General features: G+C 54.9%; 21 protein-coding genes, 2 tRNA genes and 1 pseudogene. 13 read left to right on the forward strand and 11 right to left on the reverse strand.

The genetic code is table 11. The features are described 5' to 3' along the window. Positions 1 to 2 precede the first annotated feature (2 nt). The 4 genes from C8D99_RS04650 to C8D99_RS04665 all read right to left on the reverse strand — a co-directional run bounded on the left by C8D99_RS04650 (position 3) and on the right by C8D99_RS04665 (position 3,997). Complete coding sequence (locus tag C8D99_RS04650) at positions 3 to 773, reverse strand: SDR family NAD(P)-dependent oxidoreductase (protein WP_133956908.1); 771 nt, start codon at positions 771 to 773, stop codon at positions 3 to 5. 234 nt (positions 774 to 1,007) lie between these two features. Further along, complete coding sequence (locus C8D99_RS04655) at positions 1,008 to 2,489, reverse strand: tripartite tricarboxylate transporter permease (protein WP_133956910.1); 1,482 nt, start codon at positions 2,487 to 2,489, stop codon at positions 1,008 to 1,010. 12 nt (positions 2,490 to 2,501) lie between these two features. Next, positions 2,502 to 2,966 carry a tripartite tricarboxylate transporter TctB family protein gene (locus C8D99_RS04660; RefSeq protein WP_133956912.1) on the reverse strand — a complete coding sequence of 155 codons (465 nt, stop codon included), beginning with the start codon at positions 2,964 to 2,966 and terminating at the stop codon, positions 2,502 to 2,504. 65 nt (positions 2,967 to 3,031) lie between these two features. Continuing rightward, positions 3,032 to 3,997: a tripartite tricarboxylate transporter substrate binding protein gene (locus C8D99_RS04665; RefSeq protein ID WP_208321078.1), complete on the reverse strand. Its 966-nt coding sequence runs from the start codon at positions 3,995 to 3,997 to the stop codon at positions 3,032 to 3,034. Between the two features lie 326 nt (positions 3,998 to 4,323). Here C8D99_RS04665 and rocD point away from each other — a divergent pair, with 326 nt between their 5' ends. The 4 genes from rocD (at position 4,324) to C8D99_RS04680 (ending at position 9,534) form a co-directional block, all read left to right on the forward strand. Further along, positions 4,324 to 5,547, forward strand: a complete 1,224-nt coding sequence (rocD, locus tag C8D99_RS04670; protein WP_133956914.1) for an ornithine--oxo-acid transaminase — start codon at positions 4,324 to 4,326, stop codon at positions 5,545 to 5,547. Positions 5,548 to 5,630: 83 nt separating this feature from the next. Then, positions 5,631 to 5,822, forward strand: coding sequence for a cation-transporting P-type ATPase (locus C8D99_RS15375; protein ID WP_208321079.1), 192 nt, complete (start codon positions 5,631 to 5,633; stop codon positions 5,820 to 5,822). A gap of 93 nt (positions 5,823 to 5,915) precedes the next feature. Continuing rightward, the gene (locus C8D99_RS04675) at positions 5,916 to 8,330 is read left to right on the forward strand and encodes a cation-transporting P-type ATPase (protein ID WP_208321080.1); all 2,415 of its coding nucleotides are present in this window, start codon (positions 5,916 to 5,918) and stop codon (positions 8,328 to 8,330) included. A gap of 166 nt (positions 8,331 to 8,496) precedes the next feature. After that, positions 8,497 to 9,534 carry an aldo/keto reductase gene (locus tag C8D99_RS04680; RefSeq protein ID WP_133956916.1) on the forward strand — a complete coding sequence of 346 codons (1,038 nt, stop codon included), beginning with the start codon at positions 8,497 to 8,499 and terminating at the stop codon, positions 9,532 to 9,534. 58 nt (positions 9,535 to 9,592) lie between these two features. Here the strand turns inward: C8D99_RS04680 and C8D99_RS04685 are convergent, their stop codons facing one another. From C8D99_RS04685 to C8D99_RS04710, 6 genes are all read right to left on the reverse strand, one after another. Next, on the reverse strand, positions 9,593 to 11,254 hold the full coding sequence (locus C8D99_RS04685) for a M20/M25/M40 family metallo-hydrolase (protein ID WP_133956918.1): 1,662 nt from the start codon (positions 11,252 to 11,254) through the stop codon (positions 9,593 to 9,595). A 23-nt stretch (positions 11,255 to 11,277) separates the two neighbouring features. Beyond that, positions 11,278 to 12,489, reverse strand: a complete 1,212-nt coding sequence (locus C8D99_RS04690; protein WP_133956920.1) for an NAD/NADP octopine/nopaline dehydrogenase family protein — start codon at positions 12,487 to 12,489, stop codon at positions 11,278 to 11,280. A gap of 11 nt (positions 12,490 to 12,500) precedes the next feature. Then, positions 12,501 to 13,805 (reverse strand): TRAP transporter large permease, encoded by a 1,305-nt coding sequence (locus C8D99_RS04695; RefSeq protein WP_133956922.1) that lies wholly within the window; start codon positions 13,803 to 13,805, stop codon positions 12,501 to 12,503. A 70-nt stretch (positions 13,806 to 13,875) separates the two neighbouring features. Then, positions 13,876 to 14,397, reverse strand: a complete 522-nt coding sequence (locus C8D99_RS04700; protein WP_133956924.1) for a TRAP transporter small permease — start codon at positions 14,395 to 14,397, stop codon at positions 13,876 to 13,878. Between the two features lie 55 nt (positions 14,398 to 14,452). Further along, a complete protein-coding gene (dctP, locus tag C8D99_RS04705) occupies positions 14,453 to 15,469 on the reverse strand; it encodes a TRAP transporter substrate-binding protein DctP (protein WP_133956926.1) in 1,017 nt (338 codons plus the stop codon). An 83-nt stretch (positions 15,470 to 15,552) separates the two neighbouring features. Further along, positions 15,553 to 16,305, reverse strand: a complete 753-nt coding sequence (locus C8D99_RS04710) for an IclR family transcriptional regulator (protein WP_133956928.1) — start codon at positions 16,303 to 16,305, stop codon at positions 15,553 to 15,555. Between the two features lie 238 nt (positions 16,306 to 16,543). Here C8D99_RS04710 and C8D99_RS04715 point away from each other — a divergent pair. The 6 genes and pseudogenes from C8D99_RS04715 to C8D99_RS04735 all read left to right on the forward strand — a co-directional run bounded on the left by C8D99_RS04715 (position 16,544) and on the right by C8D99_RS04735 (position 20,818). Continuing rightward, positions 16,544 to 16,633 (forward strand) — tRNA-Ser (locus C8D99_RS04715). 66 nt (positions 16,634 to 16,699) lie between these two features. Further along, positions 16,700 to 16,787 (forward strand) — tRNA-Ser (locus C8D99_RS04720). A 77-nt stretch (positions 16,788 to 16,864) separates the two neighbouring features. After that, positions 16,865 to 17,008 (forward strand): annotated as a pseudogene (locus C8D99_RS15735) (DUF6538 domain-containing protein); the annotation flags it as partial. Between the two features lie 42 nt (positions 17,009 to 17,050). Then, a complete protein-coding gene (locus tag C8D99_RS04725; protein ID WP_133956930.1) occupies positions 17,051 to 18,913 on the forward strand; it encodes a site-specific integrase in 1,863 nt (620 codons plus the stop codon). A 448-nt stretch (positions 18,914 to 19,361) separates the two neighbouring features. Further along, positions 19,362 to 19,763, forward strand: coding sequence for a hypothetical protein (locus C8D99_RS04730; protein ID WP_133956932.1), 402 nt, complete (start codon positions 19,362 to 19,364; stop codon positions 19,761 to 19,763). 116 nt (positions 19,764 to 19,879) lie between these two features. Continuing rightward, positions 19,880 to 20,818, forward strand: coding sequence for a hypothetical protein (locus C8D99_RS04735; RefSeq protein WP_133956934.1), 939 nt, complete (start codon positions 19,880 to 19,882; stop codon positions 20,816 to 20,818). A gap of 342 nt (positions 20,819 to 21,160) precedes the next feature. Here C8D99_RS04735 and C8D99_RS15140 read toward each other — a convergent pair whose 3' ends face one another. Then, positions 21,161 to 21,328, reverse strand: coding sequence for a ribbon-helix-helix domain-containing protein (locus tag C8D99_RS15140; RefSeq protein ID WP_166670003.1), 168 nt, complete (start codon positions 21,326 to 21,328; stop codon positions 21,161 to 21,163). A 196-nt stretch (positions 21,329 to 21,524) separates the two neighbouring features. Between C8D99_RS15140 and C8D99_RS04740 the strand changes: the two genes are divergently transcribed. The 3 genes from C8D99_RS04740 (at position 21,525) to C8D99_RS04750 (ending at position 23,681) form a co-directional block, all read left to right on the forward strand. Next, a complete protein-coding gene (locus C8D99_RS04740; RefSeq protein ID WP_208321081.1) occupies positions 21,525 to 22,157 on the forward strand; it encodes a hypothetical protein in 633 nt (210 codons plus the stop codon). Beyond that, positions 22,135 to 22,422, forward strand: a complete 288-nt coding sequence (locus C8D99_RS15740; RefSeq protein ID WP_133957042.1) for an HNH endonuclease — start codon at positions 22,135 to 22,137, stop codon at positions 22,420 to 22,422. The genes C8D99_RS04740 and C8D99_RS15740 overlap by 23 nt, the downstream gene beginning before the upstream one ends. Before the next feature lie 341 nt (positions 22,423 to 22,763). Then, entirely contained in the window at positions 22,764 to 23,681 is a 918-nt protein-coding gene (locus C8D99_RS04750) for an IS5 family transposase (protein WP_133956936.1), read from the forward strand. The last annotated feature ends 397 nt before the right edge of the window (positions 23,682 to 24,078 follow it).

Here is a 24,078-nt window from a genome sequence, read left to right on the forward strand (position 1 = left end):
GCTCAGCTCGCGAGCCAGCCGCCGTCAATATAGATAATCTGCCCGGTGAGATAGTCCGAGGCCGAACTGCAGAGAAACACGAGCGTTCCCAGAAGGTCTTCTGCAGTGCCCACCCGACCGGCCGGAATGCGTTCCTCTATCCACTTCCTGTGTTCCGGGTCAAGGAAGAAGGGCTCGGTCATGGGGGTCCTGAAGTACCCCGGCCCCATGGCGTTCACCTGGATGTTCGACCGTGCCAGTTCTATGGCCATGGTCTTCGTGATCTGCACCACTCCGCCCTTGGTACCGCAGTACACGGCGGATTTCGCAAGGCCGATGGCGCTGCCGAGAGACCCTATGTTCACTATTTTTCCCCGCCCCTGCTCCGCCATGATCCTGGCCGCCGCCTGGGCGCAGAAAAAAACGCCCCTGAGGTTGACGGCCATGATCTTGTCGTACTGTTCCTCCGTCACTGAAAGAAAATCATTGATCTCTTCCACACCCGCGTTATTCACAAGGATATCGAGGCTTCCGAGCCTTTCCGCCGCCGAGCGGAAACACTCCTGAACCTCGGCGGGCTTCGTCACGTCAAGCCGGATGCCTTCGGCCCTTCCGCCGGAGAGGCGGATCTCCTCCGCTGTTTTTCCGGCGGCTGAACCGTCGATATCAGCGCACACCACAGCGGCGCCTGCAGCAGCAAGTCCCAGCGAATACCCTTTCCCAAGGCCGCGGCCCGCACCGGTCACCACCGCTGTTTTTCCGGCGAGGGAGAATTGTTCGAGAAATGCCGTCATGTCAGTCAAAAACTCCTTTTTCTTTTCAGTTATGGAAAACCCCTGAAGGAATTCTTTTCCATAGAATCGTTTTGATCAAACGCTTTAGCATGATAGCACATGCTATGGATAATGCAATAATGCAAAGAAGAGACGAAATAGAAAAAAAGATTCCCCGAAGGGAATCTTGAGCAGCAGAACGAATTATCCCTGGTATCTTTTCCCCGGGCATGCGCCATAAACGGGAAAGAAAAGCTACTCCCCTTTTTTCCTCCTGAAGAATTTCATGACAGGGCCTCCGAAAAAGACAAAAAGGATGAGAAAAATCAGCGTGAGACAAATCGGGTCGAAGATGAATTCACCGAGCCCTCCGTGGGTTTTGATGAGCCCGACCCTGAGATTGTCCTCTATCATCGGCCCCAGGATGATGGCGAGAATGAGGGGCGGCAGGGGAATATCGAGGTATTCAAAGAAAAAACCGGCAACGCCGAAGGCCGCCATGATATAGATGTCGAAGAAACTGTTCCTGATGGCGTAGGATCCGATGACGGAGAAGATGAGCACGATGACCATGACGATATTCCGGGGCATTCTCAGTATCTTTCCAAAAACCCGGATTCCTATGAGCCCCACCGGAATGAGGAAAAGCTGAGAAATCAGTCCGACCGCGAAAATACCGTGAACGAGTTTCAGGTTCTCCTGGAAAATGAGCGGTCCCGGCCTCAGCCCGTACATGAGCATGGCTCCGAGGACGATGGCCGTAATGGAATCTCCGGGTACACCGAAAACAAGGGCCGGAATCCACGTTCCTCCCAGGGCCGCGTTGTTGGCGCTCGTAGGGGCAATGACTCCCTTTATGGATCCCTTCCCGAATTCCTCCGGATTTTTGGATGTCTTTTTCTCCATGCCGTAGGCCACCCAGGCCGCAATGTCCGCTCCGGCTCCGGGAAGGGCTCCGACGCACGTGCCCAGGAGCGAGGCCTTCAAAACGGTCATTTTGTTTCTGAGAATGATCTTCAGGGTTCCCAAAAGGGAGATGCGTCCGAATTCGGGAATGCTGCTTTCTCCGAGGAGCTTTGCGTCTCCCACGTTCTTGAGCACCTCGGAGAGACCGAAGAGCCCCACCATGGCGGGAATAAAGCCGATCCCCTCCAGCAGTTCCATGTTTCCTCCGGTAAACCGCGGGAGTCCCGTGGTGATATCCATTCCGACGGTGGAAACGAGAAGCCCCAGCGTCGCGGACAAAACGCCGTTGAGGGGCTTTCCTGCGCTCAGAACGGCGCTCATGCTCAGCCCGAAGATTCCGAGCCAGAAATACTGGAAATTGGTGAATTTAAGGGCAAACTTTGCCAGCGGAGGAGCGACCGCCATGAGAAGAAGAATACCTATGAAACCTCCTATGGCGGAACAGAGCAGATCCAGGGAGAGGGCTTCCATGCCGCGGCCCTGTTTGGTCAGTTCGTAGCCGTCAAGTGTGGCCGCTCCTGAAGCAGGGGTTCCGGGAATTCGAAGCAGGGTTGCCGGTATGTCCCCGGTGAATATGGACGTGAAGGACACGCCGAGAATCATGGCCATTCCTGCGAGAGGTTCCATGTAATAGGTTACCGGTATGATGAGGGCCACACCCATGGTGGCCGTCAGGCCGGGGGTGCCTCCTATAAGGACGCCGAAGGCCATGGAAAGGAGCCATGGAAAGAGTATGGCGGGGCGGAAAACCGCGAGTATTTCCTCGAACATTTCAGGCCCCTCCTACCATGGAATTCCCAGCTCTCCGAGAGGGAGCTGTATCTGAAAAAGACGGCCGAAGACAAGAAGAATAAAAACCACCGTAATAATTGTCACCGCAAGAGCTTTCAGCACGCCTACCCTGAGACGGAGAAGAAGGAACATGGAAAAAATAAAGGTGGAAAGGGCATATCCCATCCACTGCATCAGCTGAACATACACGACAAGGGACAGAATGACGATCGCCCCGTTGGCCGCTCCGGAACCCCATCTCCTGCCGGCGGCTTCCGTCCCGGACCTCAGGGCCGAAACCGCCTGGTGAAGCCCGCACGGGATCAGCACCACGGAAAGAAGCACCGGAAAAAAAGCCGGGCCGGGGATTTTCTTTCCGGCCGAAACTGCCTCGGGAAAGGTGGAACTGGTACGGATGACCCACAGGGAAACAAGGACCAAAGATACGCCGAAGAGTATTCTCAGAGTTTTTTTCATTGACAGCCTCCGGAAGAAAGGGCACCCCGCCGGAATGCGGCGGGGTGCTTTCCCTTGTAAAGGTACTATTTTTTAAGATATCCGCCCAGCTCCATGACGTTTTTCAGGTCAGTGTCCTGCTGTCGGGCGAATTCGGCAAACTCCTTCGGACCGCGGACAAGTACGCCGAAGCCGTTCTTGCTCATGAACTCCTTGTATTCATCGGAATCGGTAATCTTTTTCATGGCATTGTACAGAACATCGATTACTTCGGCAGGCGTGCCCTTCGGGACGGCAAAGCCCCGCCACGTTCCGGCCGACCAGTCGATTCCGCTTTCTTTCAGTGTCGGAACATCCGGGAAGGCGGAGTCCCGGCTATCGGCCATAATGGCCAGGGGCCGTATTTCCCCGGCCGCAATCTGGGAAGCCGCTTCGGGAAGGCTGCAGGTGATGACTTCCACGTGACCTCCGAGAAGCTCGATGATGGAGGGGGCCGCTCCCGTCGTGGGGATCCAGCTGACTGCATTGACAGGGATTCCGGCCTTGTCGAGCATTCCTATCCTTGCAAGGTCCCAGACTCCGCCGGCAGCAGTTCCGGAGAACTTGAACTTCTCGGGATTTGCCTTCACCGCTTCCAGAAGGTCACCGAGGTTCTTCCAGGGGGCGTCCGCTTTCACCATCACCCCGGCGGGGTCCTGGTTCAGCTGGATCACGTAGTCGAAATCAGCGTAGGTGAGCTCGGTAAGCCCCATCCAGTGCATGGTGGCCAGCTCCAGGGTCACCATGGTGATCGTGTATCCATCCGGCTTTGAAAAGGCTCCTGCTGAATGGCCCACAGCACCGTTCCCGCCCGTCTTGTTCGTGACGGGAAAAGGCTTGCCGAGCTCCTTTTCGAGCTGAGCCGCCATGAAGCGGGTCAGCCTGTCAGTGCCGCCGCCCGCTCCCCAGGGGCAGACGACGGAAACGCTTCTTTCAGGGAAGGCCGCGAAGGCAGCCGAGGCCAAAAATACGAAGAGAACCGAAAAAACCAGTATCCGGGACATCTTACTCATGCAAAACCAACTCCCTTCAGAAAAATATGGGACACAGAACACCTTTACGCTATAAGCTGTACCCTCCTTTCAAAGGGAATACAAATTGCGCAATACGCCTTTTTCAATGAGTATATCAAAAAAGGACATCCGCTACACCACTTTCGCCCCTCTTCCCCCTGAGAAGTCAGTACTTTCCGCCCTGAATCCATACCTTGAAAAAAAAGGCTCCTTGGGCGAGAATAGTACAGGATTCTTTTCGTTCCCGTAATGAACTGCTTTCCATAAAAAACAAAACGAATGAACTTCAGGAGCGAAGAATCGAAATCTCGGAAAGAGGTGACATGATGACCCGTTACACATCAGATGAACTGATGAAAATGGAGCATGAATACGGCGCCCACAACTACCATCCGCTGGAAGTCGTAATTTCAAAGGCTGAAGGCATCTGGGTCGAAGACCCGGAAGGACGCCGTTACATGGATATGCTCTCGGCATACTCGGCAGTGAACCAGGGCCACCGGCATCCGAAGATCATCAAAGCACTCAAGGACCAGGCAGACATCCTCACGCTCACCTCGAGGGCATTCTTCAACGACAAGTGGCCCCTCTTCGCACAGAAGCTTTCGGCGCTTACGGGGAAAGAAATGATCCTCCCCATGAACACCGGCGCGGAAGCCGTCGAAACGGCCATCAAGACCATGAGGAAATGGGGCTACATGGTCAAGGGCGTTGAAAAGGACAAGGCCGAGATCATCGTCTTCGCCGACAATTTCCACGGAAGAACGGTCACCATCATATCCTTCTCCGTCGATCCCGACGCAAAGGACAATTACGGACCCTTCACCCCGGGATTCGTCATCGTACCCTACGACGACCTCGAAGCGGTGGAAAAGGCAGTGAATAAAAATACGGTCGGGATTCTCGTGGAACCCATCCAGGGAGAGGCCGGCGTGGTCGTGCCGAGAGATGGATTCCTCAAGGGACTGGAGTCCATCGCCCGGAAGAACAACCTCCTGCTTGCGATAGACGAGATCCAGACCGGGTTCTGCCGCACCGGAAAAACCTTTGCCTTCGAGCATGAAGGAATCAACCCCGACATCATCATCATGGGCAAGGCCCTGGGCGGCGGGGTGATGCCGGTTTCTGCCATCGCGGCCGACAAGGACGTGCTGGGAGTGTTTCTTCCCGGAACCCACGGCTCGACCTTCGGAGGAAACCCCCTTGCCTGCGCCGTGGCATCCGCTTCCATCGACGTCCTTGTCGAGGAAAAGCTGGCTGAACGCTCCGCAGAACTTGGAGCCTATTTCATGGAGGGCATCCGTGCTTTGAACTCCCCCAAGATCAAGCTGGTCAGGGGAAAAGGCCTTCTCATCGGCGTGGTGCTTCACGAATCTGCGGGCAAGGCGAGGATTTACACCACCGCCCTCAAGGAAAAAGGCCTTCTCTGCAAGGAGACCCACAACTGGATCATCCGGTTCGCTCCTCCCCTTGTCATCACCAAAGCCGAGATCGACGCGGCTCTCGAGAAGATGGCAGAGGTTTTCTGTCCCGTAGTGGCAAAGGCTTAGCAAATCAAACCCAGGGAAAATAAATGGAATCCCGGAAGCTTCCGGGGTTCCATTTATTTTCCCTGAAAAGAAAAGGAGCCCCCATGACAAAAAATGAAAAAAGCAGTTTTCTGGTTGATATGCCCCATTCTCTGCCGGGTGAGGAGATTCTGGAAAAACTGAAGTCCTCCCGGGAAGGCCTTTCAAAAAAGGAAGCCTCGGAAAGGCTGGCAGACCTGGGCCCGAACCGCCTTCCGGAGCCGGAAAAAGACGGTCTCCTGAAGCGTTTTTTCTGACATTTTCACGATACGCTCATCTATGTCCTGCTGGCTTCCGCCGTTATCACCGCCCTCCTCCGCCACTGGACCGATACCGGCGTCATCCTGGGCGTGGTGGTCATCAACGCAGTAATAGGCTTTCTGCAGGAAGGGAAAGCGGAAAAAGCCCTTGAGGGAATCCGGAAAATGCTCTCCGTCTCCGCCCATGTCCGCCGGGAAGGCGACTGGGTGGAGGAAAACGCGGAGAACCTGGTGCCCGGAGATATTGTCCGCCTTCGTTCAGGGGACAGGGTTCCCGCCGATATCCGCCTTCTTGAGGCTGTGAGCCTCAGCATAGAGGAATCGGCTCTTACCGGAGAATCACTCCCTGCTGAAAAAAATCAGGACCCGGTGGAGCCGGATGCAGGCCTCGGAGACAGGCACGGAATGGCCTTTTCCGGAACCATGGTAACCGCCGGCCGCGGAACGGGAGTGGTCACAGCCACAGGCTCAGAAACCGAGATAGGAAGGATCAGCACCATGATTTCCGAAGTGGAAACCCTCGCCACTCCGCTCACCCGGCAGATGGACCGCTTCGGAAAGATCCTTTCTGCGGTGATCGTAGTTATGGCCGTCGCTATGTGGTTTGCCGGAAGGATGCTCCACGATTACACCACGGGGGAACTTTTTCTTTCCTCCATAGGATTTGCCGTGGCTGCCATCCCCGAGGGGCTGCCTGCCGTGCTCACCATAACCCTTGCCCTCGGGGTCCAGCGCATGGCCTCGAGAAACGCGATCACCAGGAAGCTGAATGCTGTCGAAACCCTCGGTTCAGTGACGGTCATCTGCTCCGACAAGACGGGAACCCTGACAAAAAACGAAATGACGGTAAAGCATGCCGTGGTCCGGCGGGCAGTCTACGACGTTTCGGGATCGGGATATCAGCCCGAAGGCCACATCACCCTGGATGGGAATCCCGCCGCCCTTGACGGGGAGGAAGGCCTCCGGGATCTCGTGGAGATCATGGCGGTCTGCAACGACTCCCATATTTCGCAAGAGGACGGCTTCTGGAAAGTGACGGGAGAACCCACGGAAGGCGCCCTCCGTACATTTGCCGCGAAGGCGGGCTTCGACCCGGCAGCCTATGAACGGAAGGCCGTCATTCCCTTTGAATCGGAAAACAAGTTCATGGCAACCCTGAACAGCACTCCTGACGGGAAAACGGTGATCCTGGTGAAGGGGGCTCCTGACCGTCTCCTGGACAGGTGCGGCACCCAGGCGGCGGACGGAGGGAAAAAGGAGCCCCTCGACAGGCGTTTCTGGGAAGCAAAAATTGAAGAACTCAGCGGCAGGGGCCTGCGGGTCCTTGCCGCAGCACGAAAAGAAGCCGATGACGGCAAAAACGGGCTCAAGCACGGGGACATAGAAGCGGACTTGACGTTTATAGGCCTCGCCGGGATCATCGATCCTCCGCGGCCCGAGGCTGTCGAGGCGGTCGCCCTATGCCGGACGGCCGGCATAGGGGTCAAGATGATTACAGGTGACCATGCAGGCACCGCTTCGGCCATAGGACGGGAAATGGGCATAGGGAACGGCGGCAGGACCGCAACAGGCGACGAGCTTGAGAAAGCCTCGGATGAAGAGCTCAGGGAGCTTGTCAGAGAGGTTGACATCTTCGCCCGTACCAGCCCGGAACACAAGCTCCGTCTCGTCAGGGCCCTCCAGGCGAACGGAGAAGTGGTAGCCATGACGGGAGACGGCGTCAACGACGCCCCTGCCCTGAAACGGGCCGACGTGGGCATCGCCATGGGCATCAAGGGCACCGAAGCCACCAAGGAGGCGGCTGACATCGTGCTGGCCGATGATAACTTCAGCACCATAGAAAGAGCCGTGGAAGAAGGCCGGACCATTTACGACAACCTCCGGAAGGCGATCATCTTCATTCTTCCCACGAACGGCGCCGAAGCTTTTGTCATCCTTGCAGCGGTGGCCTTCGGTCTTGTGCTTCCCATCACGCCGGTGCAGATACTTTGGGTGAATATGGTCACGGCGGTCACCCTGGCCCTTGCCCTGGCCTTCGAACCCGCCGAACCCGGTGTCATGAAGCGCCCGCCGAGGGACCCCGCCGCCTCCATTCTCGGCGGCAATTTTCTCTGGCGGATTGCCTTCGTTTCTCTCCTGGTGGGAGGAGCCGCCATAGGGGTCTTCCTGTTCGAAAAAAGGATCGGCATGCCCCTGGATCTCGCACGGACTCTCGCAGTGAACACCCTGGTCTTCGGCCAGATCTTCTACCTCTTCAACTGCCGCTACCTTGATGAATCCAGCATTTCGGCAGGGCGGCTTTTCGCGAACCGCGCAGTGTGGATGACTACGGGGATTCTGCTGGTGCTGCAGCTCGTTTTTGTCTATGCCCCGTTCATGAATACCTGGTTCGGTTCTGCGCCGCTTCTGGCGCGGCACTGGCTGATCCCCCTCTCCATCGGCTGTGCCGTGTTCCTTGCGGTGGAAGCGGAGAAGGCTCTCACCAGGCGATGGAGCGGACGGTAGGAGCCACAAGCCCGACCGAACCGGAACCATGGGAAAAGGGCTCCTCCTGCAGCACAGGGGGAGCCTTTTCCTGTTGGTGTCCTTTTACTGACAGGTTCCCCTCAATGAAAAGCCGAATCTCTGGTATCCTTAAGAAATCTTGTCCTTAATGAAGGAGCTGATATCCTTGCGCTACCTTCCATTCGGCAGCACAGGCGCCATCGTTTCAGAACTCGGTTTCGGCGGCATCCCCATCATCAGGCTCACAACGGAAGATGCGGTGCGGGTCCTCAAAAGGGCCTATGACAGGGGAATCACCTTTTTTGACACAGCGAATTCCTATGAGGGAAGCGAAGAGAAATTCGGATCGGCGCTGTCCGGCGTGCGGGAGAAAATCTTCATCGCCACGAAGAGCAAAAAACGGGACGGAAAAGGCGTGACAGAGCACATTGAGCTCAGCCTGAAGCGGATGAAAACCGATTATATAGATCTCTTCCAGTTCCACCAGGTTGTCCAGGAAAAGGACTGGCAGGCCATCATCGCTCCCGGCGGGGCCCTCGACGCCGCCCTGGAGGCCCGGCAGCAGGGGAAGGTCCGGTTTATCGGCATCACGTCCCACGGAATCCCCACGGCTCTGAAGGCCATCTCCACGGGCGAATTCGTCTCCATCCAGTTTCCCTTCAATTTCATCGAAACGGGAGCTGCGGAGTCCCTTCTCCCCCTCGCCCAGAAAACGGGACTCGCCTTCATCGCCATGAAACCTTTCGCGGGAGGGGCCATCACTGACGCGTCCCTCGCCTTCAAGTTCCTGAGATCCCACCCGTACGTACTGCCCATTCCCGGCTGCGACTCGGTGGAATCCGTGGACCAGGTGTCGTCATTCTACGAATCTCCCAACACCGTGAGCGAAGAAGACCGCAGGGCCATGGAATCCATAGCGGACACCCTGGGAAAGGAGTTCTGCCGCAGGTGCGAGTACTGCCAGCCATGCCCCCACGGCGTTTCCATCACCCTCGGCATGACCTATCAGCTGCTTGCATCCCGCATGTCGCCCCGGGTGGCCTGCGGATACGTGACAAAGGCTCTGGAGACGATTCCCCGGTGCGTGGAATGCGGCGCCTGCCTGCCGAAATGCCCCTACAATCTTCCCATTCCGGACATGCTCAAAAAACACTACGCCCTGTTCAGGGAACACCGGAAGCTCTATCACAACGAACAGAATTAACGTATGCCCCCGCCTGCCGGCAGGGGCATACTGATATCGGGCCCGGGGCGAATAAACTTCAGACCCCGGTACGGCTTTTTTCGATGATCCTTTTCACGAGAAACTCCAGAAGATGGGGAAACACTTCCATGGCATACCGGAGATGAATTCTCTCGGTGTTCTTGTGGGCATCCCTGCCGAGGGGGCCGAGGTTCAGCACCGGGATGTCGAGCTCGGCAAGAGCCTCTGTGGGAAGGCTGTACAGCTTCCCCCAGCCCGGCATGTTGCGTGCGAAAACATCCATTTCCGGGGCAGGTCCCTGAAAGCCGCAGTAGCTCAGGTCGGAAACGCCCTCAAAGAAGGGGCGAAGCTGCAGCGTTTCACCAAAACGGATCTCCGCCTCCCGAACCGTCTCTCCTGCCGCCCATGCGGCAGCGCGCTCGCCCTCTGAATCTCCGAGGCTGCTTCTGTGGGGGTACCACGGCGGAAGGAAGCCTACGATCACCAGGGGGCCCGCGAGGCCGCACAGTTCAACCATGGCCTCTACCAGTTCGATCGCCCGGCCCCGCTCGTCGGCGTCTTCGGGGGCGGACGCAAGGGTTTCCTCGACAAACGGAGTGAAATTATTCCCAAGCAAATCCTCCGCCCTCCGCGACAGGTCCTCGAAATCCATCACCTGAGGGGTCCAGGACTTCGGGGGATTTCCGGATCCGTCCAGAGAAGAGAACGCTTCGGCGTTCTTCCTGTACCGGCTGATGGACCGGTCAAGGGCCTCGGCGGCTATGGCCCGCATCTCCGAAAGAATCTGGCCGGGCAGCCGGGTTGCCGTCAGGTAGCTGTAAAACGCGAAACCGCGGGTCATGATGGTCGCGGAATACTCCCGGCGGAGATCCGTCTGCCTCATGCATCCGAAGGGAGGATAGGACCTTCCGAACCGCGAGTCCGCATATTCCGGGCTGCCGTCGAGCATGAGGTTGATGTGGGAGAGGACCGGGGCGGCACTGAATCCCTCGTAGTATTCCCCCACGTGGGTCTCTTTTCCCGCGCAGAAGAAAAAAGGATTGATCTTTCCGATGCTCCCCAGGTACATCGAAGGCTTCGCCTCCTCCCCGGCGGCGAATGTGGGCTCAAGCATGATGCAGGCCAGGAACCGCACCTTTTCTTCTTTCTGGAAACGGGCCAGGAAAGACGCTGCGGACAGCATGCCGCTCGAATTGTTCTCCTCGTCGGGAACGGCGAGAAGGGCAATGTTCGCCCCGGGAGAGCCGCCATCCCCGGCAGCCCGCATCACCAGGTCCATTCCGCCGGCGAGCCCGCTCTTCATATCGGCGACGCCCCGCCCGAAGAGCCACTCCCCGGTCTCGAGATCTTTCCGTACCTCCGGGGAAATATCCGCAGCCCGGATCCTCTCCGTATATTCCTCCGGATCAAACGCAAATGGAGCGAGGGAACCGCATGCCTGAACCCCCACCACGTCCATGTGCCCGGCCAGCAGCACCGTATCGGCAGTGGGTTCCTGCGCCCTCACCACGGCGAAGACGAAATGTCTGCCGAGAGGATCGTTCTCCAGCGGCAGAAGGCGGACATCTTCAGGGTGCCTTCGGAAATAGGGCTGCGCCGAAAGAGTTTCGAAGATAAACCGCGCAATTCTGTTTTCCCCTTCCCGTGAAGGGGAAACGCTTCTGAATTTCACAAGATCGGTAAGAAGCCTGTACAGTACGCTGTCTTCATATCTGTTCATTTTCTTCGCCTTTCCCGGGAACGTCACTCCGAATAGACACCTTCCCTCAGATAGGCATTCAGCATCTGCCTGTCCATATGGGCAATTCCGAGATCTTCCAGGGTAACACCCGTTTTCCGGAAATCCGTTCCCGTCATTACGGAGGCCAGGGTTATCATCGATTCGATTACCGGCACATCCACGCCGAATTTTTTGGCCAGTTCGCTGAAAATATGGCACCCCACGGGAATATCCTCCGTGATGTACCTGTTGTGGATCGTAAAGGGTCCCGTACCCAGAGCAAGGGTGTACTGCTCATTGAAAGGGACCTCGAACTTCTCTCCCATGTGCTCGGCCCCGAGAATATTCGACCGGGAGAAAAAGGCCTTCTCGGGGAAATCCTGGATTCCCACACCCATGGCGTCCGCAATGGCGCATTCCTCCCGGTACAGGGCAAGCTGCACCCGCGAAATGGACGGACAGTAGGCATGGGAGTAGATGGAGAAATCGTACTTGTTCTCACCGTAGACCACACCCCAGTTTTCCATGGCGCCCACGCCCAGGATGGTTCCCGGACAGTGCAGAATGGGGTTCACGTTGCTGAACCCTATGTCCGCTATCGTATCGCCCCGGACGGGATGAACCACCGAATCCAGGGAAGGCACACACTCCTTTGACGCGAAAAAGGCGTCCTGGTCGGTCATGGGCAGCGCGGCTCCCCGGAGGCTTATGGCCCAGTAGTTGACGCTCACCTCCGGCATCTGTTCCCCTCCGGCCATTTTTACCCGGATGCCGTAGGGCTGGCTGCTCCACTCCCCCACGATGACCTTTTTATCACATCCCGCTTCCCGCATCATTTTGCGGAAAAGAAGAGAACCGAAGTTCGCCGTAGTGAAGTGGATAACCATTCCGTCCTCCAGGCAGGGGATGAGCTTTTCGAGAAAAGCCCTGTACCCCACTGCCGGGAAGCTGATGATCACAATCCCTGCTCCCTCCACGGCTTTCTTCATGTCGCTGGTGACCACGTCGATCTTCGCAAGCCCCTCTCGCTTGAATCCGTACAGGCTTTCCTGTTTTCCGCTGACGCGGATCTCCCTGTTCTTCGCTATGCATCCGAGGCCGTCGAAAAAGCCGGGAAGCTCATAGAGGCGAACCTCCCTGCCGGCAAGGGCCGTGCACGCGGCATGGCCCCTGGCCGTGGCTCCTCCTCCGAGGACCGCGACGGGTTTGTTCCCCAGGTACTCCATTCCAGTCATGACAAAACCTCCTATAGTCTGCCGCCGAGCACAAGCCGGGGAAGCCAGAGTGCGAGCTCCGGAATGTACGTGACGGCCAGAAGCGTGGGAAGCCAGGCAAACACTATAAATATCATTGCCGGCTTCATCATCTGTGAGACGGGCGTCTTCGCCATCCGCCCGCCGAAATAGAGGGTGGGCGCAGTGGGCGGAGTCACGTTTCCCAGTCCCAGGTTGGTCCCTATGATCGCCGCGAAGTGGATCGGGTGTATCCCGAGGGACACCACCACGGGAAGCAGTATGGGCGTGCACAGCAGCATGGCGCTCACGTCGTCCATGATCATTCCGATGATGATCATGAAAATATTGATCATGAGCATGATCACGTACTTGTTGCTGGAAATCGCCGTGAGGAAGGCTATGATCATGGCAGGCAGCCGCTCCTGAACGTAAATCCGGCTCAGCATCATGATGCAGTACATCATGAGCATAACGACGCCCGTGGTCGTCGCAGTCTCGATGATCACCTCGATAAAGTTGTTCCGGTTCAGCCCCCTGTAGATCAGGAATCCCACGGGTATGGAGTACAGAACGGCAACAGCGGCCGCCTCGGTGGGGGTCATGATGCCGCCGTAAATGCCGCCGAGCACGATCACAGGCATGAAAAGGGCGGGGACCGCCTTTCTCCCCCGGCTTCCGAGAAGCTCGATCTTTTCCTGGAAGGTGATCTTCGGAGCCACGTTTACGTTGGGGTCGTTCCTGAGCATAATGAGGTTAAGAATGCTGAGAAGGATCATGAGCACGATCCCCGGCCCCACGGTGGCAAGAAAGCACGCAAGCACCGACTGCTGCCCCACCCACGCGAACAGGATCATCTGGGAGCTGGGGGGGATCAGAAGGCCGAGGGGGGCCGCGCAGGACACCAGGGCGGCGCTGTGCCCCATGGGGTAGCCGTTTTCGCGGAGGCGGGGAAACATGATGGAGCCGATGCACGAAAGGGTGGCGGCGCAGCTTCCGGAGATGGACCCGAACACCGCACAGGAGACCACAGCCACCACTCCCAGGCCTCCCTTTATCCTCCCGACGAACACATCGACGAAATTCACAAGGGACGTGCCGATACCCCCCCTGTCCATCATTCCGCCGACCATGATAAACAGCGGGATGGCGAGAAGCACTATGGAACTCATCTGGCTGAACCCGTAGGGAAGAAGGAACGACGGGTCGTAGCCGTGGGTTATCACCATGAACGTGGTGGAAAGCATAAAACAGAAAGGAACCGGCAGCCCGAGAAGAAGGGTAATGATAATAAGCAAAAGTGCAATGGTAATTGCCATAGGCGTTTCCTCCAGATTTCGGCCGCGGCCCGCCCTTTTCCCTCCGGGGCCTGGCCGGGGCAGACTCAGTTCAGGATGTTCTCTGCTGCGCTCCGGACAAGAACCTGAAAAGGCCCTCGAAAAAATGGACCACGGCATACAGGGACATGAGCGCGTAGCCGGCGAGCACCGACGACTGGGAAATGAATACCGGTATCCTCAGCCCTGTCGTCCGGGGCATCCACTCGATGCTGTACAGCACCATGTCCACGGCCCACACGGTGAACAGAATGCAGAGGGCCGCCATGGTCAGGTCCATGACAACCGCAAGCAGGGCTCTTCCCCTGGGAGGAAGAAGCTGGGGAATAATGTCCGCCTTCACGTGGCTCTGGTCATAGACGCCATAGGAGCTTCCCATGAAATAGAGCCAGAAGGCCGCGATGACCACGATTTCTTCCATACCGAAAAGGTCCGACTTGAATACGTACCGAAGCAGCACGGTCACGCACATGATAAGAACGACGAAAAGACTGCTCAGCACCAGAAGGGCGCGCTGCAGCCAGAGGACGAACTTCCAGGCGGGGGAATTTTTGACTGCGTCCAAAAACCTCAATGGGGATCCCTCCAGGCGGGCCGGGCAGCACAGGCCGCCCGACCCGAAGAGTGTGTTACTGCAGCGATTCCTTTATTTTGTCCAGTGTTTCCTTTCCGTAGGTCTTCTCCAGTTTGGGCCACGTGGTGCTCCGTATGGTTTCGGCGAGCTCGGCCATCTCCTTCTCGGGGATGGAAATGATCCTGACGCCGAAATCGGCCAGCTTCTGCTGGAACTCGAGATCTTCAGCCTTGCTGTCTGCGAAGCTCTTGTCCGCCTGCTCGTTCACGGCCTTCACGATGACCTTCTGGTCGGCTTCGGAAATCTGGTCCCACACCTTTTTGCCCACGATGTAGGCTGTCTGGTCGAACAGGCTGTTGTAGGGAACGTAGAATTTGATCACGTCCCGGAAGCTCAGGTAGTTGATCTGGGACGATCCGCCGATCCATCCGTCGCAGACCCCGGTCTGGATGGCGCTGTATGTGTCGGCGTAGGGAATGGACGTGGTCCGGAAGCCGAGATCCTCGGCGGTTTCCTTGTACACGGCCAGGGGGGCGACGCGGATCATGGCGTCCTTGGGCATGCCTGCCCTGAGGGGATTCGCGGGCTCCTTCGCGAGGCCGACGCCCACAAAACCGTCACCGTAGATCCGGAGGAGCCTGACGCCCAGCTTCTCCAGGGATTTCTCGATAATGTCATAGACCACCGACCCGGGGGAAAGCTGCTTCTGCATTCCTTCTCCCGTCCCGGCCAGGAACGGGAGAGACCCGACCTCGAGCATAAGATCAAACTGGCTGGGAAGGAAAATAAGTCCCATCTCGATGGTCCCCCGCCGGATTTCTTCGAAGACCTGGGTATAGTCTCCAAGCTGGTTGGCCGGGAAAAGATCCAGAATAATCCTCCCCTCGGTTTCTTTTTCCACCACTTCCTTGATGGCGAACAGGGATTTTGTCCCCCTGTACTCCGGCGCGGAAATGCCGGCCACTTTCAGCGTCAGCGGTTTGGCAGACGAAGGTGTAATGGCGGCAGAAATGATAACCGCTCCAAGGATAAAAATACCCAGCATCCGATAGGCTATGCTCTTCTTTACCATATGAATCACTCCTTTTTTAAAAATGGTGTGTTCCGCGGGAAAACGCAGTGCGCGAAATCCCCTGTATTCTGCCCTCCCTTCATCTAGTGCCTGAATCTGAAACTGATTGAAATCTCTTCCGCACCCTTTTTCAGAATATGGATCCACTCGGGAATTTTTTCCTCCGGAAGGTGGTGCTTGGGAGCCGAAAGACCAAGACTGGCAATGACAACGCCTTCCTGGGCGAAAATCGGAACGGCCAACGTAATCTCCCCCAGGGAGAACGTTTCGTCTTCAATGGCATAGCCCCTCTCCCGGATCTTTCCGTACTCCTCCAGCAGACACTCCCTGTCCATAATCGTGAAGGGCGTTCTTTTCTCCAGCTCCGCCGTACTCAGAATTTTCCTCATCAGCTCCCCATCCTGGTACGCACAGAGAACCATCGCCGATCCTCCGGAATTCAGAGGGATGCTTGTCCCGATAAAATCTGCGGCATCGTAGCAGCCGCCCCGCACGACGTTTTTATAGGCCGGAAACGCCCGGTCGCCTTCCCAGACGGTAATGTAGGTGGTCTCTCCAAGCGTACGGGAAATGTATGAAAGAACAGGCCGGATGATTTCTTCGATCCCCTTCAGGCGTCCATACACATTCCCGAGGCGGATCATGATCGGACTGAGATGGTATTTTTTCGTAAGAAAATCCTGGATGACAAAATTATGGGCCTGGAGGGTTTTCAGTATTTTGAAAGCGCCGCTTTTCCCGATATCAACAAAAGAGGCGAGCTCTGAAAGGTTGAATTCGTAAGGAGGATCTCCCAGATGCTTCAATATGGACATGGCTTTATCGAGACTGCCCATTTCAACCTCCCTTTCCCTATGGGAAACAGTTTTTCCAAAATATAGATTTATATCACTATAACAGCAAATGCATTATTTGTCGAACGAAGGGAAGATAAAAATACTCCATCCGGAAGGGGGTGTCGAAAAACGGATTTGAAATAAAAAAGAGTGTTCGGGATTTCATTTTTCGGGCAATCAACCTGAACCCTTTCCACTTGGCAAGCCGAAAATGAACGTGTATAATACTTTTCCGTGCGGAGAAGTGCCCGAGTGGTCGAAGGGGATTGACTCGAAATCAATTGGGCGGCTTGCTGCCCCGTGGGTTCGAATCCCACCTTCTCCGCCAGCAAAAATCCGTTTTCCAGGTATGGCAATCCTGAAAAGCTGTGATATAATGTTCGCCGTTGCATGCGGAGAAGTGGCCGAGTGGTCGAAGGCGGGCGCTTGGAGAGCGTCTGAACCGCGAGGTTCCGTGGGTTCGAATCCCTCCTTCTCCGCCATTAATCATGCCTTAATACTGGAAACAGAAGAGAAAAACGGTATACACGCTGTGCGCCAAAAGCGTACAGCCCCCAAGGTGTTACAAGCTGGTGTTCCATTCATCGAGCGGCGGGGGAATATTTATTATTTCCGCTGGGTCATACCTCAAACGGAGCGATTCCTATGGAACAAATCGGAAATCCGGCTCTCCCTCAAAACCCCCTATCTCAAACTCGCGCGAAAAAGAGGAGAATACCTTCGCGCCGGACTGATTTTTCTGCCCATGGATCTCACTCCTGAAGAAAGAGCTCAAAGAGCCAAATGGCTTCATGAGGAAGCCCTGCTTCTTACCGACAAGTACAACCCTTCCTGGGACGACTCCGTCGAATCGGTTGCCCTGGCCCGTGACCACTCCCTTCATCTGACTCCCGACGAAGAGACGGAAAAGGAAGCGATCAACGAGGTGTACGGTGACACAAAGCAGCACAATAACTTTTGGGAGCTTTTCGAGGGAAAAAGAAGAATCATCCCCGTCACCTCCGAAAAATCACCTGAAACGGAATTCTCCCAGCGAGAGATCGACTTAATGGTGGAGCTTCTCATCGCTAATGACTGGGCTTTTCTTGAAAAAAAACTCCTGGCATCCGACCACCGTACAGTCGAAGGGTACAATCTCGGAATATCCATGGAGGTTGAGGACCTGACCCTTTATCTCCTCGTCCGGAAGAAAAATTTCCGGAATATCCTCAAGGTCAGAGCTTTTACCGACCTTTTCAACGTCCGGAAACTTATCCCCCACACAAACAGGCATTTCCCGCCGATCGCCCAAAAATTCGTATCCGGCGCACTGGCGAATTGCGACCGTGCTCTGATGGAACTCAACGGGGTTCTTCCGCCGGAATCCGTACAAATTGCCTACAGATCCGAACATCCGGTAGTGCCGCCGGCAGTTTCGGTGAATAATACTACACCCCGTCCCACTGCAGGACCGGACTATGAAGACCCGGAAATCGCAACGCTCGTACAGGAAATTATTGCCGAGAAGACTACATCAAAGGCCCGGAAGGAAGTTCGCTGGACCGAAAAGACCCGAGGAGAGTTTGAGTCGAAATTCAAATTCATTCTTCGCTATTTCGGCCAAGGCAGAAAAGTTTCCGAAATAACCAAGGAAAATCTCACCGAACTCATGGATATTTTCAATACTCGGCTGTCTGCCCGGCAGGTACAAAAGATGGAGGATCTCGATCCCCACGAACTTCTCCGCGGGAAAATACCAGTGGGAAAGATTGCCAACGCCACGGTGGAAAAATGGACCACCGCGCTGAATATGATCCTGAAGAGGGGCCACGATTTCTATCCCGGTGCTTTGAAAGTCCCCTATTCCATAGTAAAGAAAGAAGTGGTGCTTCCGGACAAGGAACAGAAAATTGTCCGTCTCACCTACTCTCCTGATGACCTGCAGAAACTTTTCGGCCAAAATTTCGTTGCAGATTCGCTCAAGGGGGGAAAAGCCATCGGGACGCCGGCCTACTTTCTCTTCGGGGCCTTGACGGGCGCCCGGGCGGAAGAACTCGGGCAGGTATGCCGGGACGATATCATAACTGTCGATGATATCCTTTGCCTGCAGATCGACGGAGATGCCGAATTGGGAACAAGGGTGAAGAACAAAGCTTCCAAAAGAACGATTCCGGTACCGGAATCCCTGGTTCGGATCATGCAGTTCCTGATGGCAAATAAGAAAAAAAAGGACAATATCTGGGGATTCGCGAAGAGCCAAGGAAAAAAAGCCTCCTTTTCACGGAACGCCGCCAGGTGGTGGAATACCTATGTCAGAAAAAAACTGGGCGAAGGTGCGGTCCAAACATTCCAGAACGGGCAAACGGGCGTCAAGGTGTTTCATTCCTTCCGCCACACCATCGCCAGCGTCGGAAAATCAATCGGGATAGAAAAGGTCTACACGTCTGAAATTCTCGGACACGATCCCAGTGATGGCATGAAAAACACCACCACTCACTATGAGTCCAAGTTTGCGCCTTCTGAACTGGCACCCAAACTGAAAGCGATTAACGACGCGCTGGAAGTGGACTGGGAGGCAGTGGCCGACAAAATCCTCGCTGAAATGGTCAAGCGGCGCAACATCTCCTGAAAAACTAATCAAAGCCGGAAACCCAAACGGAGGGAAAGAGATCTCACTCTTTCCCTCCGTTTTTTTTCTTTAGTACGAATCTGTAAAGAGAAAATACCGTTCCTTCAGACCCATGTGTTTCGAATTGAGAGCCATGATTTCCGGGATGACAGCCACCGATTATCCCAAACAAACCGATATCCCTTTCTCTGGGAGCAACTGTCTCAGATAACGGTCGGTGAATCGACCCTTCTTTTTTCCCCCCTTCAACTATTTCTGCTTAACCTTCTTTTTCCCATGGACCTGTCTCCGGAAAGGCGGCTCAATTCCGCCGGAGAGATGGCTCCGTCAGAACCGGAACTCTGGCTCTCGGAGATCGTTTTCATTTCTTTGTTGATTTTTTGTTTAGCCCTATGCAAACCGCTATGTTAAATGCGAATACCAAAATTTCTCTTTGGAGGCGGTAAGCGTGGGAAGCAAAAAAGTGCGTATAGTAATCACCGGAGACAGCAAGATGAAGGCCCTGGAAGAAGCAAGGAAATGGGTTCTGCAGCTTGAAAAGGAAATACTGGAGCAACGGCGCAACTGCCGGACGCGGGGTCTGATCCTTCTCGGAACCGTTCTTCTCGGCGCTATTTCCGACGAGGATGTGAAGTTCCAGATTTACGAACAGTTCATTGAAATCGACGCCCTGCAGAAAAGCAAAAATTCAACGGTGGAGTCGAAAAAGGCGGCAAAGGAAAAGGCAGGAAAAACTGTCATTGCTCTGGCGAAAGCGCTTTCGGAAAAACTGAAAAAAGAGGCGGCGCCTGCCGGCCAGGATGCCTCTCAGGGCGGCACGGTTCCCCCGTCAGAGACAAATCAATCATAATCATGTGGAAACCCTACGTGAGGTTTTCGTCCTTCTGTTCCGGGGTGCGGGCGGTACATTCGGCATCCGCTCATGCTTCCTACCTCACGAGGGAAAAGGAATGTCTTCTTTGGGGTATGGAAAGCAGAGATAGAGAAATATCCGACCGCAGGGAAGCCGCCAATCGATGGAAAGAAATAGCAGAAATGGAAACGGGGCTCTCCCCTCTCGACACTCCTGCGGGGAGAGCCCGCCATGATGCCTGCGTCCAGGTGCGCCTGTTTCTGCCCCTGCCAAATCTGGTCTTCGACGGCATGGCGAAGGCAGAAATCAGGGATGCACTCACCACTCTCGTCCGGGAACTCGAACTGGATTCCACGGACGTGATGTGGTCCCTCCATAAAGGAGTATCCGGTGGTTCCGAAAAGAATCAACGGGAGCAGAATCTTCATCTCCATGTTTCCTATAGACCGCGAAATTGCGAAGGAGAAAAACACAGGATTTCCATCCGCAGGGAAGTGGTTTCCCTGCGGGAGGCCTTGGGCGGATGGCTCCAGGAGAGAGGGTACCCAATCGACTGGAAGTCCGTCTCGAAGCCCGGAAAACGGCGGCATATTTCCCCGGAGAAAATCGCCATGGCCGAACGGGGAGAACCGCTCCACTCTCCGGAAGAGCAACTTCAGGCGGACCTGACCCTGGGAAAACGGCTTGTGTCGAAGCTGACCCGGGAAGAAGCACGACGAATTCTTCTCGAACTCCTTCGTTCGAAAGAAGCCGCCTTTTCCCGACTCGAAGAAGAAATAGCGTTACAGGGCTGGTCGATTTCCAGAATACGAAGGGGAAAACGGGATACCTGGATTCTGAATGACGAGTTTAGAAAAGAGCTCGCTCTTCGCAGGATCCTGAACTACAGAGAAGAAGACGTCCATCGTCTTCTTTTGGCTCTTCAATCAAGAGACACGGAGAAAAATCCTTCAAAAGAGCCCTCCGGAATACTTCCGCAGCAGTCAGAAGATACGGCTGAACCGGATAAGAACGGATCGGAAGAGACCACTCCAGAAATCTCACGAAATTAAACCGGCGGCCTTTTCCAGCGGTGCTTGCCGAAAAAAAGGGAACGCTCGTTTCATACCCTAGAAATAATCCCGCGAAAATTTCGTAGTATTCCAGTTCTTCCCCTATCTTCCCGAACCGCAAAGCGAAATGAAAAGCCTTGCAGGGAGTGCTCCCTGTGTTCCGATCACCTTTTTCCGGTGCAGCTCGTGTGTTCCTTGAAGTCCGCTGGTCCTTTCCTGCGATTCGCTTTTTGTCTTCTGCCCCTGCAAGGCTCAAGGGTGCGTTGGCTGGCGCCAACACTCCCTTTCGGCAGGGGGCCTTCGCCCCCTTGCATCCCCCGAAAGCAAAGGCGGAAAGGGGGGTCAGTCTTTCTCTTCCGGGGTCGCTCCATTGTCCAGAGCCCATTCCAGAAGCCAGCGGATCGCCTGCGCCCGGGACTGGAACCTTTGTTCGAAACGAAAATCGTCGAGTCTTTCCAGTAATTCCTGGTCAATAACGAAAGTCAATAAAGGACTTGTACGCTGTCCCATTGCATGTACCTTCCTCTCATTTCCGTAAGGATTTTTCCCCATTTTCTGGAAGTCACAAAGGCAAGAGTGTTGCTAACGCTCTGTTGCATATTAAAAGTTTATCATAGAAGAAATAACGACACTATTTACACATAAAGCCCTATAAGCTATAATGGTTCCGTAAGCAGGAGAACAAGCTTGAAAGGAGTGAAGTTTTGTGTCCAACATGGTGATTCTCAAGTCATGGATTGAGGGCACCCGTCCCCTCCTGTGGAACGCGTTTTCGGTCAGCATGCTGACGGGGGAGAAAAAGCGAAAAACCGGTTCTGCCGGCAATAATCCGGATGAGTGGAAGCAGACAGTTCTGGCCACTCCGGAACGCCGGCTTTTCGTAAAGGGCAGCTATCTTTTCAGCTGCCTGCGCGATGCAGCACGGTTTACGCGGGAAGGAAAAGGGACACTGCAGAGAAGCGTGGCGGCCACGCTGCAGATTTTGGACGAAGAAATTCTGGTGGACCGCTTTATTCCCGAGGAAATGTTTGTTACTCCCGAAGCGTTTCATAATGCCAAGGATAAGGATGTCTATATTGATGTTTGCGGAGTCCGGAATCCCACAACCCGTGGGAAAAACGTCCGCTACAGGGTTGCCTGTTCCAGCGGGTGGAAATGCAGTTTTTCCCTTGTCTTCGATAATACCCTGGTGTCCAAAATCGCCATGCGCTCCATCATCCACGACGCTGGAAATCTTGTAGGACTGGGAGACAGCCGGTCCATAGGATCAGGACGGTTTCGGGTTGAAAAAATCGAAGAATCTGTGTACATTTCCGATGCCGAAAAGACGTCCGCCTAGAACGATATGGCTGGAGCTACGGAAAATTGTATGGATTCGCTGCAACGGAAAATGCTCTCACTGCGGAAAGGAACTTTCCCTCTTTCGCTGCCATATCGATCATATTCACTCGGGGAAAAACGGAACAAACAAAATCCGCAACCTGAGAGTACTTTGCCCCAAATGCCATACCCTGCGCCTTGACAAACGGCATCGGGGGTTAGTCGGAAAAGGTCTCCGGCTTGGAATCATCGACGAGAACTGGAGATCGAAAACCTGGGAATAATCGAAGCTGAAGCGAGCTTCTCATTCTACCGGGTCTCGCTTTTGAGATTCCGGAACTCGGCAGAACTCGCCCCGACATCCCATGGACTCGGCGACAAATGGCTAGGCCGGGCGCGCATCGTCTCGGATTGGCATGGTTGACCCGGAACTGGATTTTCAGTTCCGGGTTTTATGTTTGAAAATTAAAGAAGTGCTTCTAAAAAACAGTCTCGTCTTCCCTCTTCACTGCCGCTCATTGATTAAGGAACCTCTAAAAGTCTCGGGCACATTGCCCTTCAACCCTGTAAAATAGCGCTATGGGAACTGTTTCTTACTCCAGACCATACGGGGAGATGAGGCCCGATGAACCGCCAGAAAACGCTTGCGAACGCCTCCAGCTTAGAAAAATACAAGAAACCCACGAAGCGGGAAAAGTTCCTCGCCGAAATGGAACGGGTCGTTCCCTGGAAGGAACTCATCGAATCCTTCTACCCAAAGGCGGGAAAAGGCCGTCCTCCGGTAGGTCTGGAACGGATGCTCCGGATTCATTTCCTGCAGAGCTGCTTTCACTCAGTGAGGATCGCTGCCGAAGAAGCCCTCTACGACATGGAATCTCTGAGACGCTTCGTCGGGATCGACCTCGGAAACGAGCCTGTCCCCGACGAGACTACCATCTGCAAATTCCGCCATCTTCTCGAGACCCACGACCTCGGGGAACGGATCTTTCAGGAAGTCAACGCCCACTTCGAGGAGAAGGGACTGAAGCTCTCGGAGGGGACCATCATGAACGCCACCATCATCAACGCCCCTTCCTCAACGAAGAACCAGGACAAGAAGCGGGATCCCGACATGCACTCCACGAAGAAGGGAAACCAGTACTACTTCGGCATGAAGATCCATGTCGGAGTGGACAGGGAAAGCAGAACTGTCCACAGCCTCGTCACCACCCCCGCCAACGTCCACGGCTCAAAGATGGTGGACGACATCCTTCACGGTGAAGAAAACGCCGTCTTCGGTGACTCGGCCTACATGGGCAAGACGGACGAAATCGCGAAAAAGGCGCCCCAAGCACTGGACCTGACCCAGACCAGAGGAACGAAAAACAGGAAACTCACCGAAGAAGAGAAAGAAAGGAATCGCCTGCTCTCGAAAACCAGAAGCCGGGGAGAGCACATCTTCCTCATCGCGAAAAGGATCTTCGGCTTTTCGAAGGTCAGGTACAAGGGCCTGGCGAAGAACACCAACTTCGCCTTCGTGTTCTTTGCCCTGTCGAACCTGTAGTACATGGTTCGAAGGGGCCTGCTGGGGTCGACAGGGGCGTAGTGTATCCAAAAACAGGCAAAATACCATAAAAAACCAGAAATAGCGATAAAAGATGCAAAAGGCTGACCATATCGCTTGAATATCGGGCAAAAAGAACACAGGAAACGGATTCGGCCGTCAAGGATCAACTGTTGGACGCTGGATCAGTTCTTGTTCAGAGGTTCCTTAAGATTTTCATCCTGATGGCTTCCATGGCTCGTGATCTGGCGCAGGAATAATACTGGGAGGGAAACGAAGATTTCTCGGTATTGCATCTACTCATAATAGCATCGTTTTTTGGCAATCAACTTGTCTATAAAAATCAAAAATAGTTACGATTAAAAAACTTGACTTTTCGTGTTGGTTTGAATAATAA

The sequence above is a fragment of the Aminivibrio pyruvatiphilus genome, from assembly GCF_004366815.1.
GTDB lineage: Bacteria > Synergistota > Synergistia > Synergistales > Aminobacteriaceae > Aminivibrio > Aminivibrio pyruvatiphilus.

Coding starts and splice junctions, on each gene's coding strand:
- C8D99_RS15375 (WP_208321079.1), top strand. CDS start 5,631: ATGACAAAAAATGAAAAAAGCAGTTTTCTGGTTGATATGCCCCATTCT.
- C8D99_RS15140 (WP_166670003.1), bottom strand. CDS start 21,328: ATGGGACAGCGTACAAGTCCTTTATTGACTTTCGTTATTGACCAGGAA.
- rocD (WP_133956914.1), top strand. CDS start 4,324: ATGACCCGTTACACATCAGATGAACTGATGAAAATGGAGCATGAATAC.
- C8D99_RS04665 (WP_208321078.1), bottom strand. CDS start 3,997: ATGAGTAAGATGTCCCGGATACTGGTTTTTTCGGTTCTCTTCGTATTT.
- dctP (WP_133956926.1), bottom strand. CDS start 15,469: ATGGTAAAGAAGAGCATAGCCTATCGGATGCTGGGTATTTTTATCCTT.
- C8D99_RS04660 (WP_133956912.1), bottom strand. CDS start 2,966: ATGAAAAAAACTCTGAGAATACTCTTCGGCGTATCTTTGGTCCTTGTT.
- C8D99_RS04655 (WP_133956910.1), bottom strand. CDS start 2,489: ATGTTCGAGGAAATACTCGCGGTTTTCCGCCCCGCCATACTCTTTCCA.
- C8D99_RS04710 (WP_133956928.1), bottom strand. CDS start 16,305: ATGGGCAGTCTCGATAAAGCCATGTCCATATTGAAGCATCTGGGAGAT.
- C8D99_RS04725 (WP_133956930.1), top strand. CDS start 17,051: ATGGATCTCACTCCTGAAGAAAGAGCTCAAAGAGCCAAATGGCTTCAT.
- C8D99_RS04690 (WP_133956920.1), bottom strand. CDS start 12,489: ATGACTGGAATGGAGTACCTGGGGAACAAACCCGTCGCGGTCCTCGGA.
- C8D99_RS04695 (WP_133956922.1), bottom strand. CDS start 13,805: ATGGCAATTACCATTGCACTTTTGCTTATTATCATTACCCTTCTTCTC.
- C8D99_RS04735 (WP_133956934.1), top strand. CDS start 19,880: ATGGAAAGCAGAGATAGAGAAATATCCGACCGCAGGGAAGCCGCCAAT.
- C8D99_RS04750 (WP_133956936.1), top strand. CDS start 22,764: ATGAACCGCCAGAAAACGCTTGCGAACGCCTCCAGCTTAGAAAAATAC.
- C8D99_RS04650 (WP_133956908.1), bottom strand. CDS start 773: ATGACGGCATTTCTCGAACAATTCTCCCTCGCCGGAAAAACAGCGGTG.
- C8D99_RS15740 (WP_133957042.1), top strand. CDS start 22,135: ATGCCGAAAAGACGTCCGCCTAGAACGATATGGCTGGAGCTACGGAAA.
- C8D99_RS04685 (WP_133956918.1), bottom strand. CDS start 11,254: ATGAACAGATATGAAGACAGCGTACTGTACAGGCTTCTTACCGATCTT.